This is a genomic window from Paraburkholderia sp. RAU6.4a (genome assembly GCF_050435625.1).
Lineage (GTDB): Bacteria > Pseudomonadota > Gammaproteobacteria > Burkholderiales > Burkholderiaceae > Paraburkholderia > Paraburkholderia tuberum.
Genome location: NZ_JBNDKQ010000002.1, coordinates 2327662 through 2345824 on the forward strand (window position 1 = coordinate 2327662; position 18163 = coordinate 2345824).

Below are 18163 nucleotides of genomic sequence, written 5' to 3' on the forward strand. Positions count from 1 at the left end.
AACCGGGATGTGAGCAGACGCAAACGGTCTTGCGCCGATCAACTCGCCTCGACCACGAAGCCGTGCTGCCGCAATAGCTGCAGCACGCCCTTCGATCCGCCCAGATGCAATGCGCCGATCGCGACGAACAGCGGCTTGTTCGGCGCGGCGAGCTGCAACATTCTCGCGACGAAGCGGCGATTGCGCTCGTAGACGATCCGGTTGTCGATCGAATTGGAGACGCGCGGGTCGCGCGCGAGCTTCTCCGATTTGGCAGCCTGCCACGCGGCGATCGCATCGGCATCGCCGACCCGCCACAGCCGGTGCAGCGTGCGCACGTCCTCGACGTTCTGCGCGGGCGTCTGCACCAGATCCTGCGCGAGCATCTCCCGCTGCTGCGCGGCCGACAGTCCGGTGAACGCGCGCATCTGTTGCGCGAGCGTTTCGAGTCCGACGATCTTGCCGCGCGTCTTCAGATAGACGTTCTGCAACTGCGCTTCGGTGCCGTATTCCGTTTGCAGACCCGCAGACAGCGAGTCGTAGGTCTCGACCACCAGCGACGCGAGCCACGGCCGCATCTTTTTGATCGCATCGAGCGCGGCCGGGTTGCCGCGCAGCCGCAACGCGAGCTTGTGCCACAGCGGCTCGGGCAGCAGACCCGGCAGGCAGTCGTGCTTGCACACGCCGTACTTCGACACGTCGTCCTGCGACACCAGCAGCTCGTCGGGCGACAGTTCGAGCGCGAGCGTCGGCGACGCGGCGAGCGCCGCGAGGATCGGCGCGCGGAACGGCTGCCCCGCCGGATAGTCGGCGGGATCGCCGACGTGCAGCGTGCCGAGCACGTAGATCGTCGTACTGCCGCGCGTCGCGACATAGAACGGCATGCGCGCCGGTTGCTGGCGCACCGGGCCGCTCGCCGTGGTGCCGGGAACCGGGGGCGGCGCAATTGACGGCGGTGGCGGGCTTGGCGCCGTGACGGCAGGACGGGCCGCCTGGGCTGGCGCCTTGGCCGCCGCGCCGGCCGCGTGAGCGATGCAGGGTACGGCCGCGCCGACCGACAGCGCGCAGCCTACGCGAAATAAAGCGGACAGCGACGCGGGAAGAAATACGGAGAAAAAGGCGCGCGCGAGCGCATGAACAAACGCGCAGAGAAACGGGCGAAAAAACTGGCCGGCGAACCTTCCAGCAAATGCGCCGCAGGGCGCGGCGCCTCCCAGCGCACGCGCCCCGCGGCGCCGCGCGAAGGCGGCTATCCAGCCGCCCTCACACAAGCGGCGCGCAAGACGACGCGCCGCCACCACATCAGGCATCCACGTCCCCCACCTCTTCAGCGCGGTGACAGGAGACCAGGCGGCCATCCACTTCTCGCAGCTTCGGCTCCTCGCTGCGGCAGCGGTCGATCACGTACGGGCAGCGCTGATGGAACGTGCAGCCCGACGGCGGATTCAGCGGCGACGGCATTTCGCCTTGCAGCTTGATCTTGATCGTGCGGTCGGCCTCGAAGATCGACGGGGTCGCCGACATCAGCGCGCGCGTGTACGGATGACGCGGCTTCGAGAAGATGCGCTGCTTGTCGCCGAGTTCAGCGACGCCGCCGAAGTACATGACCATCACGTCGTCGGCGATATGCTCGACCACCGACAGGTTGTGCGAGATGAACACGTAGCTCGTCTTGAACTCGTCCTGCAGGTCCATGAACAGGTTCAGGATCTGCGCCTGGATCGAGACGTCGAGCGCCGAGACCGGTTCGTCGGCGACCACGATCTGCGGATCGAGGATCATCGCGCGCGCGATCGCCACACGTTGACGCTGGCCGCCGGAGAACATGTGCGGATAGCGCTTCGCGTGCTCGGGCCGCAGGCCGACCGTGCGCATCATCTGCGCGATGCGCTCGGCGCGCTCGGTCGCGCTCATCTGCGTGTTGATCGCGAGCGGTTCGCCGAGCGTCTGCTCGACGGTCTTGCGCGGATTGAGCGACGCAAACGGGTTCTGGAACACCATCTGCACGCGGCGCCTGAGCGCCGCGATCTTCTCGTGATTCGCGCCGGCCACGTCCTCGCCGTCGATCAGCAGGCGGCCCGCGCTCGGCGTTTCGATCATCGTCAGCTGACGCGCGAGCGTCGACTTGCCGCAGCCGGACTCGCCGACTACCGCCAGCGTCTTGCCGCGGTCGAGCGCGAACGACACGCCGTTCAGCGCCTTCACCGTGCCGTGCGCGAACATGCCGCGCTTGACCGTGTAGTAGCGCGCGAGCTGGTCGGCGACGAGCACGTGATCGCCAGTACGATCCGACTGGCGACGGGTTTCGGGTACTGCGCTCATCGGGCGCCTCCTTGCGTGTGAACGTTGGCGTCCTTCTCGAGGTTCAGCGGCTTGATGCAGCGCACGCGCGTGAGCTCGGCGTGCGCGGGCAGCGGCGCGAGCGCGGGGCGGGCCTTCATGCAGTCGTCGACCACGTACTTGCAGCGCGGCGCGAACAGGCACCCCTTGGGCCGGTCGTCGCGGCCCGGCACCATGCCCGGCAGCGCCGCGAGCCGCACCGCGCCCACGTTGTGCTCGGGAATCGCGGCCAACAGCGCTTCCGTGTACGGATGATGAGGCGCGGCGAAGATGTCCGGCACCTTGTTCGTCTCGATCACCTCGCCCGCATACATCACGGCGACGCGCTGCGCGACCTCGGACACCACGGCCAGATCGTGCGAAATCAGCACGAGCGCCATGCCGCGTTCCTTCTGCAGGCGCATCAGCAATTCCATGATCTGCGCCTGGATCGTCACGTCGAGCGCGGTGGTCGGCTCATCGGCGATCAGCAGCTTCGGGTTGCAGGCGATCGCCATCGCGATCATCACGCGCTGGTTCATGCCGCCCGACATCTGATGCGGAAACGAGCCGATACGGTTCTTCGCGTCCGGAATGCCGACCTGATCGAGCAGTTCGAGCGCGCGTTTGTCTAGCGCGCTGCCGCGCAGGCCCTCGTGCAGCTTCAGCACTTCCTTGATCTGATAGCCGACCGTGTAGCTCGGGTTCAGGCTCGTCAGCGCGTCCTGGAACACCATCGCGATGTCCTTGCCGATGATCTTGCGGCGTTCCCTCGCGGAAGCCTTCAGCAGGTTCTTGCCGTCGAACGTGATTTCGTCGGCGGAGACCTTGCCGGGCGCGTCGATCAGGCCCATCAGCGCCATCATCGTCACGCTCTTGCCCGAGCCCGATTCGCCGACCACGCCGACCACTTCGCCCGGCGCGACGTCGAGATTGATGCGGTCGACCGCCGGCAGGCCACCGAAGTTGACCGCGAGATTGCGGATGGTCAGTAAGTTGCTCATGGTCAGGCCATCCGTTTCAGTTTGGGGTCGAGAGCGTCACGCAGCCCGTCGCCGAGCAGGTTGATCGCAAGCACCGAGATCAGGATGGACAGGCCGGGCATCGTGACGATCCACCATGCGCTGTCGATGTAATCGCGCGCCGACGCGAGCATCGCGCCCCACTCCGCCGACGGCGGCTGCACGCCGAGGCCGAGGAAGCCGAGCGCGGCGGCATCGAGAATCGCCGACGAAAAGCCAAGGGTTGCCTGCACGATCAGCGGCGCGGTGCAGTTCGGCAGCACCTGCGAGAACATCAGCCGCAACGTGCTCGCACCCGCGACGCGTGAAGCGGTCACATACTCCTTCTGCAACTCGCCCTGGGCGGACGCGCGCGTCAGACGCACATAGCCCGGCAGCGCGACGATCGCGATCGCGAGCATCGTGTTGACGAGACCCGGACCGATGATCGCGACCACCGCGACCGCGAGCAGCAGCGACGGCAGCGCGAGCAGCACGTCCATGATGCGCATGATCGGCGTGTCGGCCCATTTCTCGAAGAACGCGGCGACGAGGCCGAGCACGACGCCCGGAATCAGCGCGAGGACCACCGAGACGAAGCCGATCCAGAACGACAGCCGCGCGCCGTACATCAGACGCGAAAGGATGTCGCGGCCCGCTTCGTCGGTGCCGAGAATGAACTTCCAGTTGCCGCCGTCGAGCCACGCCGGCGGGATCTTCACGGAGTCGCGGTATTGCTCGATCGGGCTGTGCGGCGCGATCAGCGGCGCGAAGATCGCGATGAAGACCAGCACCAGCACGATGATGCCCGCGCCGACCGCACCGCGGTTGCGCGAGAAGTTCGCCCAGAATTCGCGTGCCGCGATGCCGCGGCCGCTCGGCGGGGTAACCGCTTGGGGGACGGTGTTTTGAATGTCAGCCATCGTGATTTACCTCGTATGGCGAATGCGCGGGTTGAGCACGCCGTACAGCAGATCGACGACGAGGTTCACGACGATCACCAGCGTGGCGATCAACAGGATACCGCCCTGCACGACCGGATAATCGCGCCGGCCGATCGCGTCGATCAGCCACTTGCCGATGCCCGGCCATGAAAACAGCGTTTCGGTCAGCACCGCGCCCGCAAGCAGTGTGCCGACCTGCAGGCCGATCACGGTGACGACCGGAATCAGCGCATTGCGCAGCGCATGCACGACGATCACGCGTCCCGGCGACAGCCCCTTCGCGCGCGCGGTGCGGATGTAGTCCTCGCGCAGCACTTCGAGCATCGACGAGCGCGTCATGCGCGCGACGACCGCGAGCGGAATCGTGCCGAGCACGATCGCGGGCAGGATCAGGTGGCTGAGCGCGGATTTGAACGCGCCTTCGTCGGTGGACATCAGCGAGTCGATCAGCATGAAGCCGGTCACGTGCGGAATGTCGTATTCGACCGCGATGCGGCCCGACACCGGCGTCAAGCCGAGCTTGACCGAGAACACCATGATGAGGATCAAGCCCCACCAGAAGATCGGCATCGAGTAGCCGGTCAGGGCGGTGCCCATCACGCCGTGATCGACCACCGTGCCGCGCCTCAGCGCCGCGAACACGCCCGCCGGCAGGCCGACGATCAGCGCGAACAGCATCGCACAGAACGACAGTTCGACGGTGGCGGGAAAGCGCGCGAGAAATTCGCCCATCACGCTCGTGTTGGTGATGATCGAAGTGCCGAGGTCGCCGTGCACGGCGCGCACGATGTAGTGGAAGTACTGCATTGGCAAGGGCTCGTCGAGCCCGAGGCGGTGCATCGCGGCCGCATGCATGGCCGGATCGACGCCGCGCTCGCCCATCATCACTTCGATGGGGTCGCCCGGGATCAGGTGAATCAGCGCGAACGCGAGGATCGTGATGCCGATGAACGTCGGTATCACCATGCCGATGCGGCGCAAAACGAAGCGGAACATGGTTCGCTCCCATGGTACTGGTGATGAAAAAACGCAACCGGCGACGAGGGCTCGTGACCCCGGTCGCCGGACCATTTCGACCAGTTTTCTAACCGTGCGAAAAGTGTACTGTGTTGCGGCGTACTGTATTGCGGCCTACTGCGCGAACTTTACGATTACTTGACGCTGACGCCGTCGAAGCGCGCGTAGCCGAGCGGTTCGATGCGCATGTCGACCACCTTCTTGCTGACCGGCTGATAGACGGTCGAGTGCGCGATCGGCGAGAACGGCAGTTGCTGCGCGAAAATATATTGCGCTTCGCCGTAGATCTTCGTGCGCGTCGCCACGTCCGAAGTCGTGCGGCCCTTCTGGATCAGATCGTCGAACGGCTTGTAGCACCACTTCGAGAAGTTGTTGCCGTTGATCGCCTCGCAGCCGAGCAGCGTGCCGAGCCAGTTGTCCGGATCGCCGTTGTCGCCGGTCCAGCCGATCAGCATCGTGTCGTCTTCGCCCGCGTGCGCGCGCTTGATGTACTCACCCCATTCGTACGTGACGATCTTCGCCTTCACGCCGATCTTCGCCCAGTCCGCCTGGATCATTTCCGCCATCAGACGCGCGTTCGGGTTGTACGCGCGCTGCACCGGCATCGCCCACAGCGTGATGTCGAAGCCGTTCGGGTAGCCGGCCTTCGCGAGCAGATCCTTCGCCTTGGCCGGATCGTACGAGGCGGCCGGCAAGTTCTTGACGAACGACCATTGCGTCGGCGGCATCGGGTTCGTGGCCAACTGGCCCGCGCCCTGGTAGACCGACTCGATGATCGCCTTCTTGTTGATCGCCATGTCGAGCGCCTGACGCACTTCGAGCTTGTCGACCGGCTTGTGCGTCACGTTGTACGCGAGATAGCCGAGGTTGAAGCCCGGTTGCGACGGCATGTCGATGTTCGGCTCGGCCTTCAGCGGCGCGATGTCGGCCGGGCGCGGATAGCTCATTACCTGGCATTCGTCGCGCTTGATCTTCTGCACGCGCACGCCGGCATCCGGCGTGATCGAGAAGATCAGCTTCGAGATCTTCACCGCGCCCGGCTTCCAGTAGTCGGGATTGCCGTCGAAGCGGATCGTCGCGTCCTTCGTGTAGCTGCGGAAGATGAACGGACCGGTGCCGACCGGGTACTGATTGATGTCGGCGGCCTTGCCTCCCTTGAGCAGCTGATCCGCATATTCAGCCGACAGGATCGACGCGTATTCCATCGCCAGATTCTGGATGAACGGCGCGTTGACTTCCTTCAGCGTGAACTTGACCGTGTACGGGTCGACTTTCTCGACGCTCGTGATCAGCTTGTCGAGGCCCATGTCGGTGAAGTACGGGAACTGCACCGGATACGCCTTGCGGAACGGCTGGTTCGGGTCGAGCATGCGCTGGAACGAGAAGACCACGTCGTCCGCGTTGAATTCGCGCGTCGGCTTGAAGAACGAGGTGGTCTGGAACTTCACGCCATGACGCAGATGAAACGTGTAGGTCTTGCCATCGGGCGACACGTCCCACTTCTCCGCGAGGCCGGGCTCGACCTTGGTGCCGCCGCGTTCGAACTCGACGAGGCGGTTATAGACGGTGAACGTGTTGGCCGTGAAGTCGACGCCCGTCGTGTATTGGGCCGGATCGAAACCCGCGGGACTGCCTTCCGAGCAGTAAACGAGGGTTTTGTTCGGGATCCCAGCGGCCTGCGCGCTCGTGACGCCAAGCAGGGATGCCGCTGCGGCAGCGACGAGCGTGGACCTACGCGCGACGCGCAACAGATTGTTTTGCTTCATGTTTCCTCCAGGTTCAGGGCCGGCTTGCGCCGGCGTAGCGGGATATTACTTGAGCTTGGGCCGGCGACCAAGCGGAGCAAAATCCCTCTGTTGACGACAGGAAACACTTGCGCAAACGTTTTGCCACGGGCCGGGCCGCCCGTTCGGGCCGCCCGGCGACCAAAGCGGCGCAAAAATCGCGCTGCGTCCGCTTATTTCAGTCCGACCTCCAGGAATTGCGTCGGCCCGAACGGATCGATCTTGAAGCCCGTCACGTTCTTGCTGATCGGCTGATAGACGGTCGAATGCGCGATCGGCGTGAACGGCACCTGGTCCTTGAAGATCTCCTGCGCCTGCGTATAAGCCTTGGTGCGATCGGCCATGTTGGTGGTGCTGCGGCCCTGCTTGATCAGATCGTCGTAAGGCTTGTAGCACCACTTCGAGAAGTTGCTGCCGTTGACCGCGTCGCAGCCGAGCAACACGCCGAGCCAGTTGTCAGGGTCGCCGTAGTCACCCGTCCAGCCGATCAGCATCGCCTGATGCTCGCCGGCGTGCGCGCGGCGAATGTACTCGCCCCATTCGTACGTGACGATATTCACCTTGACGCCGATCTTCGCCCAGTCCGCCTGCAGCATTTCGGCCATCAGGCGCGCGTTCGGGTTATACGGGCGCTGTACCGGCATCGCCCACAGCGTCAGCTCGAAGCCGTCGGGGTAGCCCGCCTGCTTCAGCAGCGCTTTCGCTTTGTCGACGTCGTAGGGCGCGTCCTTCAGATTCTTGTCGTAGCCCCATTGCGTCGGCGGCATCGGATTGGTCGCTGCCTGGCCCGCGCCCTGGTAGACCGCCTCGATGATCGCCTTCTTGTTGACCGACATGTCGAGCGCGCGGCGCACGAGCACGTTGTCGAGCGGCTTTTTGGTCGTGTTGTACGCGATATAGCCGAGGTTGAAGCCCACTTCGCTTGGCATCGCGAGCGACGCATCGGCCTTCACGGTGGGGATGTCGGCGGGGCGCGGATAGGACATCACCTGGCATTCGCCGCGCTTCAACTTTTGCAGGCGCACGGCCGGATCGACCGTGATCGCGAAGATCAGCTTGCCGAGCTTCGCGACGCCCGGCTTCCAGTAGTCGGGATTGCCGTCGAAGCGAATCGTGTCGTCCTTCGTATAGCTGCGGAAGATGAACGGACCGGTGCCGACCGGGTACTGGTTGATGTCGGACGCCTTGCCCGCCTTCAGCAGCTGATCGGTGTATTCAGCCGACAGGATCGACGCGAACGGCATCGCGATCTGCTGCAGGAACGGCGCGTCGACTTCCTTCAGCGTGAAGCGCACCGTGTACGGATCGACCTTCTCGATTTTGGCGATGTTCTTCGCGAGACCGAGGTCGTTGAAATACGGGAAATTGACCGGATACGCCTTGCGGAACGGGTTCTCGGGATCGAGCATGCGTTCGTAGGTGAACACGACGTCGTCCGCGTTGAATTCGCGGGTCGGCTTGAAGTACGACGTGGTCTGGAATTTGACGCCGTGGCGCAGATGGAACGTATAGGTGAGGCCGTCGGGCGACACGTCCCACTTTTCGGCGAGTCCTGGCTCGATGTCCGTGCTGCCGTGCGCAAATTCGACGAGCCGGTTATACACCGTGTACGAGCCGGCGCTGAATTCGACGCTGGTCGTGTATTGCGCGGTATCGAAACCCGCCGGGCTGCCTTCGGAGCAGAACACCAGCGTCTTGTCGGGCAGCGTGGCCGCCTGCGACGCGGCGGGCGCGAGGCCGCTCGTGGCGACCGCGAGCGCGGCGAGCGCCGGCAGGCAGAACTGGTGAAGCGCGAACAGCCGGTGTGTCGCAGTCTTTCTTGTCACTGTCATATCGTCCTCCGCACAGCAGCCGGGTTAGCTGCGTTTCGATGATAGACAGCCCAAAAATGAGCTTCAACAGGGACTTACCACGCTATTTGGGACAAATTTGCGACCCATGCCAGACTGGCGGGGACCGCGCGGCCGTTGCAGCCGCGCGGGCATCGCAATTACACGGCGAGCCGTTCGCAGATCGCCTTGGTCGACGCGGCCGCGTTCAGCGTATAGAAGTGCAGACCCGGCACTTTCGCGTCGAGGAGCCGTTGACACAGAGCCGTCACCACGTCGAGCCCGAACGCGCGGATCGACTCGCGGTCGTCGCCGAAGCTCTCCAGCCGGCGCGCGATCCAGCGCGGCACTTCGGCGCCGCACATTTCGGAGAAGCGCATCAGCTGCGAGAAGTTCGTGATCGGCATGATGCCGGGCACGATCGGCACGTCGACGCCGAGCTGGCGCGCATCGTCGACGAAACGGAAGTACGCGTCCGCGTTGAAGAAGTACTGCGTGATCGCCGAGTTCGCGCCGGCTTTCACCTTGCGCGCGAAGTTTTCGAGATCGTGACGCGGCGAGCGCGACTGCGGATGGTATTCCGGATAGCCCGCCACCTCGATCCAGAACCAGTCGCCGAACTCGGCACGGATGAAGCTGACGAGCTCCGACGCATAGCGCAGCTCGCCGACCGCGCCCATGCCCGAGGGCAGATCGCCGCGCAGCGCGACGATATGGCGGATGCCGTACGCGCGGTACTCGTTGAGGATCGCGCGCAGGCTGTCCTTCGACGAGCCGATGCACGACAGATGCGGCGCCGCCTCGAGCCCTTCCTTCGCCATGTCGACGACGGTATCGAGCGTGCCTTGCTGGGTCGAGCCGCCGGCGCCGAACGTGACGGACACGAACTTCGGTTTGAGCGACACGAGTTCCGCGCGCGTCGCGCGCAGTTTGTCGATGCCTTCCTGCGTTTTCGGCGGGAAGAATTCGAATGAGAGTTCGATCGGATTCATAGTCAAAAAGGTCAACCGAGACTGCGGTTGCCGAAGATGAGCGCGGACAGTAGCCACGACACGATGCTGTACAGGATCGAGCCGAAGAACGCCGACCAGAAGCCCGACACCTCGAAGCCCTTCAGCAGCGACGCGCACAGCCAGAAGCACAGCGCATTGACGACCAGAATGAAGAGTCCGAGCGTGAGGATCGTGACGGGCAGCGTCAGCAGGATCAGCAGCGGCCGCAGCAGCGTATTGATGAGGCCGAGCACGATCGCGACGATCAGCGCGGTACCAAAACTGCGGATATGGATCGACGGAACGATGTAGGTGATGATCAGCAGCGCGAGCGCGTTGATGAGCCAGGTCAGCAGCACGGTCATGTAGAACTCCTTGTAAGCACCTGTGCGGAGAAGATGTCCAGCAAACGAAAAGCCGCGCTGGCGAACAAAGCGGCGCATTGCGCGCCGCCCCGGGATCGGACCGTCAAGCTTTTACCGCCGCCCGCGTGGCCGGGCGCGCGAACGCGCGCATCGAGCCGCGGACGGCCGTGTGCTTAATAGCGGTAGTGGTTCGGCTTGAACGGACCGTTCTTGTCGACGCCGATGTAGCCGGCCTGCGCGTCGGACAGCACGGTCAGGTTCGCGCCGATGCGCGCCAGATGCAGACGCGCGACCTTCTCGTCGAGATGCTTCGGCAGCACGTACACCTTGTTTTCGTACTTCGCGCCCTGCGTGAACAGTTCGATCTGCGCGAGCGTCTGGTTCGTGAACGAGTTCGACATCACGAACGACGGGTGGCCCGTCGCGCAGCCGAGGTTCACGAGGCGGCCTTCGGCCAGCAGGATCACGCGCTTGCCGTCCGGGAAAATGATGTGGTCGACTTGCGGCTTGATGTTTTCCCACTGGTACTGACGGGTCGACGCGACGTCGATTTCCGAGTCGAAGTGGCCGATGTTGCAGACGATCGCGTTATGACGCATCGCCTTCATGTGATCGTGGTTGATCACGTGGTAGTTGCCGGTCGCGGTCACGAAGATGTCGGCCTTGTCGGCCGCGTGTTCCATCGTCACGACGCGGTAGCCTTCCATCGCCGCTTGCAGCGCGCAGATCGGATCGATTTCGGTGACCCACACGGTCGCGCCCAGACCGCGCAGCGATTGCGCGCAGCCCTTGCCCACGTCGCCGTAACCGGCCACGACCGCGATCTTGCCCGCGATCATCACGTCGGTCGCGCGCTTGATGCCGTCGACGAGCGACTCGCGGCAGCCATACAGGTTGTCGAACTTCGACTTCGTGACCGAGTCGTTGACGTTGATGGCCGGGAACGGCAGGCGGCCTTCCTTCTCCATCTGGTACAGACGGTGCACGCCGGTGGTGGTTTCTTCGGTGACGCCCTTGATTGCCGCGAGGCGCTTCGAGTACCACGTCGGGTCGATCTCGAGGTGCGCGGCGATCGACTTGTACAGCGCGACTTCTTCTTCGTTGGTCGGCCTGGCGATCACCGAGCGGTCTTTCTCGGCCTTCGAACCAAGGATCAGCAGCAGCGTCGCGTCGCCGCCGTCGTCGAGGATCATGTTGGCGAACTCGCCGTTCGGCCATTCGAAAATGCGGTGCGAGAACTCCCAGTATTCATCGAGCGATTCGCCCTTGAACGCGAACACCGGCGTGCCGGCCTGCGCGATCGCGGCGGCGGCATGGTCCTGAGTCGAGAAGATGTTGCACGAGGCCCAGCGTACGTCCGCGCCGAGCGCGGTCAGCGTCTCGATCAGCACGCCGGTCTGGATCGTCATGTGCAGCGAGCCGGCGACGCGCGCGCCCTTCAGCGGCTGCTGCGCCTTGTACTCATCACGGGTCTGCATGAGGCCGGGCATTTCGGTCTCGGCGATCGTGAGTTCCTTGCGGCCCCAAGCGGCGAGCGACATGTCGGCGACAACGTAATCCAGCTTCTGGGAATCGATGACTGCGGCGTTCATCACGCCCTCCTTTCTAAGAAATTGACTAGAAATGTGACGTGAGCGCGGTTTGAGGCAGCGTTCGGATTCGCGCGATGCGCATTCCATGCTGCCAATTGAAGCCTTCGAGCCTGGCGGGCGGCCGGCGAATGCGGATTCGCGGTACCCGTCGCAACGCTCCTCGAAGACGAACGGCGATTGTAGCAAATCGAGATGACTTCGGCGCGTGCCGGATGGTGCGGCAGCGCGCTGGTTCAGATCGGCAGCAGCCCCAGCATCGGCGCGAGCAGCACCATGGCGACGCCGGCGATCATCATCGTCAGGCTGGACACCACGCCCTCCTCGCTGCCGAGCTCGCGTGCCTTCGCGGTGCCGACGCCGTGCGCGGCCGCACCGAACAGCGCGCCGCGCGCGAGCCGCGTGCGCAGCGGCACGAACGCGAGCACGATTTCGCCGAACAGCATGCCGCAGACGCCGGTCGCGATCACGAACAGCGCGGTCAGGTCCTTCGGCGCGTGAATCCTGTCGGACACGGCGAGCGCGAATGGCGTCGACACCGAACGCGTCATCAGGCTGCGCTGCAAGTCCGGCGACAGGTGCAGCAGCTTCGCGAGCATCAGCGAGCCGCCGACGCCGACCAGAATGCCCACCGTCACGCCGACGGACAGCGAGATCCAGTGGCGCTTCAACAGTGCGCGGTACTCGTAGATCGGCACGGCGAACGCGACCGTCGCGGGGCCGAGCAGCCACATCAGCCAGCGTGTGTCCTCGAAGTAAAGCGAATACGGAATGTGCGCGAGTACGACGATCGCGACGAGCGCGGCCGGCACCGTCAGCATCGGCGTGAGCCACGGCGAGCGCACGCGCGCATACAGCGCCTTCGACGCGAAGTACAGCGCGATCGTCAGCACGAGGCAGCCGGCCGCGATCAGGCGCGAGGCGTCGTCGGCCAACAGCGAAGCGAACGGGAGCAGGTTCATCGGCGCTCGTGCGACAGACTGCCTGCCTTACGCGCAACCCGCACGCGGCGCAGCGCGAAACGCCGTTCGACGCGCGCGGCCTGATCGACAGCGAACGCCACCGCGACCATCACCATCAGGGTGCCGGCGATCACCACTAGCGCGAGGCGCCAGCCGTCCGCGCGGAACAGGCCGCCGTATTGCACGGCGGCGACCGCCGCCGGAATGAAGAACAGCAGCATGTCGGACAGCAGCCAGTCCGCGCCGGCCTTGACCCAGCGCGGCGCGATACCGCCACAGAACAGCAGCGCGAGCAGCACGACGAGGCCGACCACGCCGCCCGGCACCGGCAGATGCAGCCGCCGCACGATGAAATCGGCGCCAATCCAGAGCGCCGCGATCGCGGCGCTTTGCACGGCGATGCGTGCGACACGGCCGAAGCCACCCGCGTCCCCACTTGAGCCGCCACCGGCGGGACGGGCGGAACGGGTGAAAACTGGCGCGGACATGACATCCCCTGGCTGGCGTGGAAGGCATTTAGTATGGGGCCCGCCGCGCCATAAATAAAATGACTTACAATCATCGAAACCATTCCGAACTGGAATTCTGGAGACCACGCTCATGGAACTCCGCGCGCTGCGCTATTTCGTCGAAGTGGTCCGTCGGCAAAGCTTCACCGTCGCCGCTGAGCAGATGTTCGTCACGCAGCCGACCATCAGCAAGATGGTCAAGTCGCTGGAAGACGAAATCGGCTCGCCGCTGCTGCTGCGCGACGGCCGCCAGATGGTTCTCACCGACGTGGGCCGGATCGTCTATCAGCGCGGCCAGGACGTGCTCGCCGCGCACGCACAACTGCAGGCCGAGCTGAACGATCTCGACACGCTCGGGCGCGGTGAACTGGCAATCGGCATTCCGCCGATGGGCGGTGCGCTCTTCACCCCCGCAATCGCCGCGTTCCGCCAGCGCTATCCGAAGATCGAGCTGAAGCTGTTCGAGCAGGGCTCGCGCGCGATCGAAGCCGCGCTGATCAACGGTGAACTGGAACTGGGCGGTGTGCTGCAGCCGGTCGACCCCGACAACATCGACGTGCTGCCGATGTCGCGCGAGCTGTTGTGGCTCGTCGCGCGCGCCGGCTCGCGCTGGGATGCGTTGAACGAGGTGCCGCTCGCCCAACTCGCCGATGAGCCGTTCGTGTTTTACGGCGAAAGCCTCGCGCTGAACGACGTCGTGTTGAACGCATGTCGCGCGGCGGGATTTGCGCCCGCGATCGTCGGACGCAGCGCGCATTGGGACTTCATGGCGGCGCTGGTGCTGGCTGGCGTCGGCATCGCGCTGCTGCCCGCGCCCTATTGCCGGCGGCTCGATCCCGCGCAGTTCACCTGCCGCCCGGTCGTCGAACCGGAGATCCCTTGGGAGATGGCGATCGGCTGGCGCCGCAACGGCTATCTGTCGCACGCGGCGCGCGCGTGGCTCGACGTCGCGCGCGAAACGCTGCCGACACACGCCAGCGACGATTTCATACTCGGACCGGGGATCGGCTTTAACGGAATCACAGCGCCGCAAGGAGCTCTGCCACCCTCAGGCGAGTGACGGGCGGCGGCCGGCCGCCGGCCGCGTTACGCCGCTCGCGTTTGCCGACCTCCTTGCAAACGGCGATCAAACCGCCTGCGCGGGCGTGTCACCTGGGTTCGGGGGCGTCACCGTCTCCGACCTCCCCGCTCCGTCTCGCCGGCTCGTCGCGATCAACTCCGCCGCCCGTTCGCCGATCATCACCGTCGGCGAATTGGTGTTGCCGCCGATCAGGGTCGGCATGACCGACGCATCGACGATCCTCAACCCCGTCACGCCGCGCACGCGCAATTGCGGATCGACGACCGAGCGCGCGTCGCCGCCCATCCGGCAGGTCGCGACCGGGTGATAGATCGTGTCCGCGCGCTCGGCGATCGTCTGCCGCAGTTCCGCATCCGATTGCCCTGGCCGCGTGTACAACTCCTCGCCGCCGTGCAGCGCGAGCGACGGCGCGCCGAGAATGCGCCGCGCCATCTTCGCGCCCTCGACGAGCAGATCGAGATCGCGCGCATCGCTCAGAAAGCGCGGATCGATCAGCGGCGCGACACGCGCATCGGCGCTTGCGAGCGTCACGGTGCCGCGGCTATGCGGACGCAGCACGCATACATGCAGCGAATAGCCGTGGCCCCAGTGCATATGGCGGTTGTGATCGTCGACGATCGCCGCGCAGAAATGCAGTTGCAGATCGGGCCGCGCGAGCGTCGGCCGGCTCTTCAGAAAACCGCCCGCCTCGGCGACGTTGCTCGACAGCATGCCGCGCCCGTGGCACATGAAGGTCACGAATTGCGGCAGCATCCGCGCGATGCCGCGCACCGAGAAACCGGTGGGCTCGATCGACCTCACGCGCTTGTTGATCGTGAAATCGATGTGATCGATCAGGTTCTGGCCGACCTCGGGCGCATCGTGAAGCACGTCGATGCCGAGCGAGCGCAGATGCGCGGCCGGCCCGATGCCCGAGCACATCAACAGTTGCGGCGAGTTGAACGCGCCAGCGGCGAGCACGACCTCGGCGCGCGCCGCGAGCGTTTCGGTGCGGCCGGCGCGCACGATTTCGACGCCGCTCGCGCGCTTGCGGTCGAACACGACGCGCAGCACGGTCGCGTCGGCCATCGTGTGCAGATTCGCGCGCGGCCGGTCGTAGATGTACGCGCGCGCGACGCTGCAACGGCGCCCGTCACGTTGCGTGACCTGATAGAAGCCGATGCCTTCCTGATCCGCGCCGTTGAAGTCGTCGTTCGCTTTGTAGCCCGCTTCGAGCGCGGCCTGCACGAAGCGCCTGGAAAACGGATTCCTGAAGCGCAGATCGGACACGGTCAGCGGACCGGCCTCGCCATGCCACGCATCGGCGCCGCGCTCGTTGTCTTCGGCGCGGCGAAAATACGGCAGCACCTCGGCCCACGACCAGCCGTCGCAGCCGAGCCGCGCCCACTCGTCGTAATCGAGCGGATGGCCGCGCGTGTAAATCATCGCGTTGATCGCGCTCGATCCGCCGAAACCGCGTCCGCGCGGCTGATAGCCCTGGCGACCGGCGAGCCCCGGCTGCGGCGGGGTCAGGTAGCCGTAGTTGGTCTTCAGTCTATTCGGCACCACGGCCGCGACGCCGACCGGCATGTTCACCAACAGATTGCGCCCGGTATGCGGACCGGCCTCGATCAGCGCGATGGTCGCGTCGGGACAGCTATCCGCGAGACGGCTCGCGAGCGCGCAGCCGCCCGAGCCCGCACCGACGATGATGTAGTCGTATTGCATGCGCTCCTCCTGATGGGCCGCGTTGCTCGCGGACCCTGTCTCGTGCACACTTGTCTACGTGTGTTTTCTGCGCATTGTAGGGAGCGTATTGGGGCTGCGGCGGCTCCCTGACAGAACGATTCCTCTAAACGCCGGCGGCAACGCGCCCCTATGATGAAAGGCGCGTACGGCCCGCGCGCGGCTTCCAAACATGGCGCGACGCGCGTCCTCCTTCCGGCATGCGGCATCACGCGCGGCGCTCGAACAGATGCGACAAAGCGCATCGCGGATGCCGTCGGCAAAGCGGCGCACAATAAGCGAAAGCACGGAGACAGCAGATGGAACGGCACGGCTTCGGCCAGACTCACGAGGTGACGAATCAGGCACCGCCGCTCGCGGACTACAACCTGTTCGCGAGCGACGCCGCTTTGAGCGCGGCCGTCGATCGCGACGGCGCGAGCTGGCATCACGAGGCGCTGCTGCGACACGGCGCGACGCTGACGACGCCCGACACGCTCGCGCTCGCGGAGCTCGCCAACCGCCATACGCCGGAGCTCGTCACGCATAGTCCGCGCGGCGAGCGCATCGACGCGCTCGAGTTCCATCCCGCGTGGCATGAACTGCTCGCGCTGCTGCGCCGCGAAGGGCTACACGCGCTGCCGTTCGCCGAGCCGCGAAGCGGCGCGATGGCCGCGCGCTGCGCCGGCTACTTCATGCATGCGCAGATCGAATCCGGCTCGCTGTGCCCACTGACGATGACATTCGCGAGCATTCCGGTGTTGCAGCGCGAATCCACGTTGTTCGATACGCTGCGCGACCAGTTGTACACACGCGAGCACGATCCGCGCGACGTGCCGCTCACGCAAAAGCGCTCGGCGATGATCGGCATGGGCATGACCGAGAAACAGGGCGGCTCCGACGTGCGCAGCAACCGGACGCGCGCCCATGCGTTCGACGGTGCCGGCGGACGCGGCGGCGCTTACCGGCTCGTCGGTCATAAATGGTTCTTCTCGGCGCCGCAGTGCGACGCCCATCTGGTGCTCGCGCGCACCGACACGCACGAGGGACTGTCGTGCTTTTTCGTGCCGCGCTTCGCGCCGGACGGCAGCAAGAACGCGGTGCAGATCCAGCGTCTGAAGGACAAGCTCGGCAATCGCTCCAACGCGAGCAGCGAAGTCGAATTTCTCGACGCGTACGGCGTGATGATCGGCGACGAAGGACGCGGCGTGCCGACCATCATCGAAATGGCGAGCTACACGCGGCTCGACTGCGTGATCGGCAGCGCCGCGCTGATGCGTGCCGCGCTCGTGCAGGCGGTCCATCATGCGCGGCATCGCAGCGCGTTCGGCCGGCACCTTGCCGAGCAGCCGCTGATGCGCAACGTGCTCGCCGATCTCGCGCTCGAATCCGAAGCGGCTACGGTGCTGTTCATGCGTCTCGCGCGCGCGTTCGAGGAATCCGCCGACGCGTCGTCGGCTTCATCGGCCGAACGCGCCTGGCGGCGCATCGTTACGCCTGCCGCGAAGTACTGGGTCTGCAAGCGCGCGCTCGAATTCACCGGCGAGGCGATGGAAGTCTGGGGCGGCAACGGCTACGTCGAAACCGGGCCGATGGCGCGCTTCTATCGCGAGGCGCCGGTCAACTCGATCTGGGAAGGCTCGGGCAACGTGATGTGCCTCGACGTGCTGCGCGCGATGGAGCGCGAGCCGCGGGCCGCGCAAGCGCTGTTCGCCGCCTGGCAGGACGTCGCGCGCGCGCATCCGGCGTTGGGCGCGGCACTCGCGCGCCTCGCCGCGACGCTGAACGGACCGGCCGAACAGCGCGAGGCGTCGGCGCGACGTATCGCGCAGCAGATCGTGCTGATCGCGCAGGCGACGCTGCTCGCGCAGCACGCGCCCGCCGGGGTCGCCGACGCGTTCATCGCGACGCGCCTCGCCGACGGCTGCGGCGAAAGCGGCCGCGTGTACGGCACGCTGCCGGCCACGTTCGATCACGCGGCGATCGTCAAGCGCGCCTTTCCCGGGTAAACGCGGCGGGCGCGCAAACCCCGAGCGCACCGCTCGCAACTCCGACTCAACCTCAAACCAAGATAAGCGCGCTCGACGC

The 18163-nt window shown here is 65.5% G+C and carries 15 protein-coding genes and 1 riboswitch; of the genes, 2 read left to right on the top strand and 13 right to left on the bottom strand.

The genetic code is table 11. The features are described from left to right. Positions 1-38: 38 nt before the first annotated feature. The 12 genes from OKW40_RS15630 to OKW40_RS15685 all read right to left on the bottom strand — a co-directional run bounded on the left by OKW40_RS15630 (position 39) and on the right by OKW40_RS15685 (position 13269). Positions 39-1289 carry a TraB/GumN family protein gene (locus tag OKW40_RS15630; RefSeq protein WP_429491981.1) on the bottom strand — a complete coding sequence of 417 codons (1251 nt, stop codon included), beginning with the start codon at positions 1287-1289 and terminating at the stop codon, positions 39-41. Further along, complete coding sequence (locus OKW40_RS15635; RefSeq protein ID WP_090802569.1) at positions 1282-2301, bottom strand: peptide ABC transporter ATP-binding protein; 1020 nt, start codon at positions 2299-2301, stop codon at positions 1282-1284. The genes OKW40_RS15630 and OKW40_RS15635 overlap by 8 nt, the downstream gene beginning before the upstream one ends. Further along, entirely contained in the window at positions 2298-3302 is a 1005-nt protein-coding gene (locus OKW40_RS15640) for an ABC transporter ATP-binding protein (RefSeq protein ID WP_184034804.1), read from the bottom strand. Before OKW40_RS15640 ends, OKW40_RS15635 begins: the two co-directional genes overlap by 4 nt. A gap of 2 nt (positions 3303-3304) precedes the next feature. Beyond that, positions 3305-4222: an ABC transporter permease subunit gene (locus OKW40_RS15645; RefSeq protein ID WP_090802566.1), complete on the bottom strand. Its 918-nt coding sequence runs from the start codon at positions 4220-4222 to the stop codon at positions 3305-3307. A 6-nt stretch (positions 4223-4228) separates the two neighbouring features. Continuing rightward, positions 4229-5239, bottom strand: coding sequence for an ABC transporter permease subunit (locus OKW40_RS15650; protein WP_090802564.1), 1011 nt, complete (start codon positions 5237-5239; stop codon positions 4229-4231). A gap of 155 nt (positions 5240-5394) precedes the next feature. Next, a complete protein-coding gene (locus OKW40_RS15655) occupies positions 5395-7026 on the bottom strand; it encodes an ABC transporter substrate-binding protein (RefSeq protein WP_429490407.1) in 1632 nt (543 codons plus the stop codon). A gap of 191 nt (positions 7027-7217) precedes the next feature. Beyond that, positions 7218-8876 (bottom strand): ABC transporter substrate-binding protein, encoded by a 1659-nt coding sequence (locus OKW40_RS15660; protein ID WP_429490409.1) that lies wholly within the window; start codon positions 8874-8876, stop codon positions 7218-7220. A gap of 158 nt (positions 8877-9034) precedes the next feature. Beyond that, on the bottom strand, positions 9035-9865 hold the full coding sequence (gene metF / locus OKW40_RS15665) for a methylenetetrahydrofolate reductase [NAD(P)H] (protein WP_184035098.1): 831 nt from the start codon (positions 9863-9865) through the stop codon (positions 9035-9037). A gap of 11 nt (positions 9866-9876) precedes the next feature. After that, positions 9877-10230, bottom strand: coding sequence for a phage holin family protein (locus OKW40_RS15670; RefSeq protein WP_090805530.1), 354 nt, complete (start codon positions 10228-10230; stop codon positions 9877-9879). Positions 10231-10403: 173 nt separating this feature from the next. Beyond that, positions 10404-11822: an adenosylhomocysteinase gene (ahcY, locus tag OKW40_RS15675; protein ID WP_429490410.1), complete on the bottom strand. Its 1419-nt coding sequence runs from the start codon at positions 11820-11822 to the stop codon at positions 10404-10406. Between the two features lie 33 nt (positions 11823-11855). Then, positions 11856-11990: riboswitch (S-adenosyl-L-homocysteine riboswitch) on the bottom strand. Between the two features lie 65 nt (positions 11991-12055). Continuing rightward, the gene (locus OKW40_RS15680) at positions 12056-12781 is read right to left on the bottom strand and encodes an LrgB family protein (RefSeq protein WP_429490412.1); all 726 of its coding nucleotides are present in this window, start codon (positions 12779-12781) and stop codon (positions 12056-12058) included. Next, on the bottom strand, positions 12778-13269 hold the full coding sequence (locus tag OKW40_RS15685) for a CidA/LrgA family protein (RefSeq protein ID WP_429490413.1): 492 nt from the start codon (positions 13267-13269) through the stop codon (positions 12778-12780). The genes OKW40_RS15680 and OKW40_RS15685 overlap by 4 nt, the downstream gene beginning before the upstream one ends. Before the next feature lie 112 nt (positions 13270-13381). Here OKW40_RS15685 and OKW40_RS15690 point away from each other — a divergent pair, with 112 nt between their 5' ends. Further along, complete coding sequence (locus tag OKW40_RS15690) at positions 13382-14350, top strand: LysR substrate-binding domain-containing protein (RefSeq protein ID WP_429356289.1); 969 nt, start codon at positions 13382-13384, stop codon at positions 14348-14350. Positions 14351-14416: 66 nt separating this feature from the next. Here the strand turns inward: OKW40_RS15690 and OKW40_RS15695 are convergent, their stop codons facing one another. Further along, complete coding sequence (locus tag OKW40_RS15695; protein WP_429490416.1) at positions 14417-16078, bottom strand: GMC family oxidoreductase; 1662 nt, start codon at positions 16076-16078, stop codon at positions 14417-14419. 317 nt (positions 16079-16395) lie between these two features. Between OKW40_RS15695 and OKW40_RS15700 the strand changes: the two genes are divergently transcribed. Beyond that, positions 16396-18084, top strand: coding sequence for an isovaleryl-CoA dehydrogenase (locus tag OKW40_RS15700; RefSeq protein WP_429490418.1), 1689 nt, complete (start codon positions 16396-16398; stop codon positions 18082-18084). The last annotated feature ends 79 nt before the right edge of the window (positions 18085-18163 follow it).

Excerpts from the sequence above, each read along its gene's own strand:
- OKW40_RS15700 (WP_429490418.1), top strand. The coding sequence starts at position 16,396 with ATGGAACGGCACGGCTTCGGCCAGACTCACGAGGTGACGAATCAGGCA.
- OKW40_RS15670 (WP_090805530.1), bottom strand. The coding sequence starts at position 10,230 with ATGACCGTGCTGCTGACCTGGCTCATCAACGCGCTCGCGCTGCTGATC.
- OKW40_RS15690 (WP_429356289.1), top strand. The coding sequence starts at position 13,382 with ATGGAACTCCGCGCGCTGCGCTATTTCGTCGAAGTGGTCCGTCGGCAA.
- OKW40_RS15655 (WP_429490407.1), bottom strand. The coding sequence starts at position 7,026 with ATGAAGCAAAACAATCTGTTGCGCGTCGCGCGTAGGTCCACGCTCGTC.
- OKW40_RS15660 (WP_429490409.1), bottom strand. The coding sequence starts at position 8,876 with ATGACAGTGACAAGAAAGACTGCGACACACCGGCTGTTCGCGCTTCAC.
- ahcY (WP_429490410.1), bottom strand. The coding sequence starts at position 11,822 with ATGAACGCCGCAGTCATCGATTCCCAGAAGCTGGATTACGTTGTCGCC.
- OKW40_RS15650 (WP_090802564.1), bottom strand. The coding sequence starts at position 5,239 with ATGTTCCGCTTCGTTTTGCGCCGCATCGGCATGGTGATACCGACGTTC.
- OKW40_RS15645 (WP_090802566.1), bottom strand. The coding sequence starts at position 4,222 with ATGGCTGACATTCAAAACACCGTCCCCCAAGCGGTTACCCCGCCGAGC.
- OKW40_RS15630 (WP_429491981.1), bottom strand. The coding sequence starts at position 1,289 with ATGCCTGATGTGGTGGCGGCGCGTCGTCTTGCGCGCCGCTTGTGTGAG.
- OKW40_RS15635 (WP_090802569.1), bottom strand. The coding sequence starts at position 2,301 with ATGAGCGCAGTACCCGAAACCCGTCGCCAGTCGGATCGTACTGGCGAT.
- OKW40_RS15685 (WP_429490413.1), bottom strand. The coding sequence starts at position 13,269 with ATGTCCGCGCCAGTTTTCACCCGTTCCGCCCGTCCCGCCGGTGGCGGC.
- OKW40_RS15695 (WP_429490416.1), bottom strand. The coding sequence starts at position 16,078 with ATGCAATACGACTACATCATCGTCGGTGCGGGCTCGGGCGGCTGCGCG.
- OKW40_RS15640 (WP_184034804.1), bottom strand. The coding sequence starts at position 3,302 with ATGAGCAACTTACTGACCATCCGCAATCTCGCGGTCAACTTCGGTGGC.
- metF (WP_184035098.1), bottom strand. The coding sequence starts at position 9,865 with ATGAATCCGATCGAACTCTCATTCGAATTCTTCCCGCCGAAAACGCAG.
- OKW40_RS15680 (WP_429490412.1), bottom strand. The coding sequence starts at position 12,781 with ATGAACCTGCTCCCGTTCGCTTCGCTGTTGGCCGACGACGCCTCGCGC.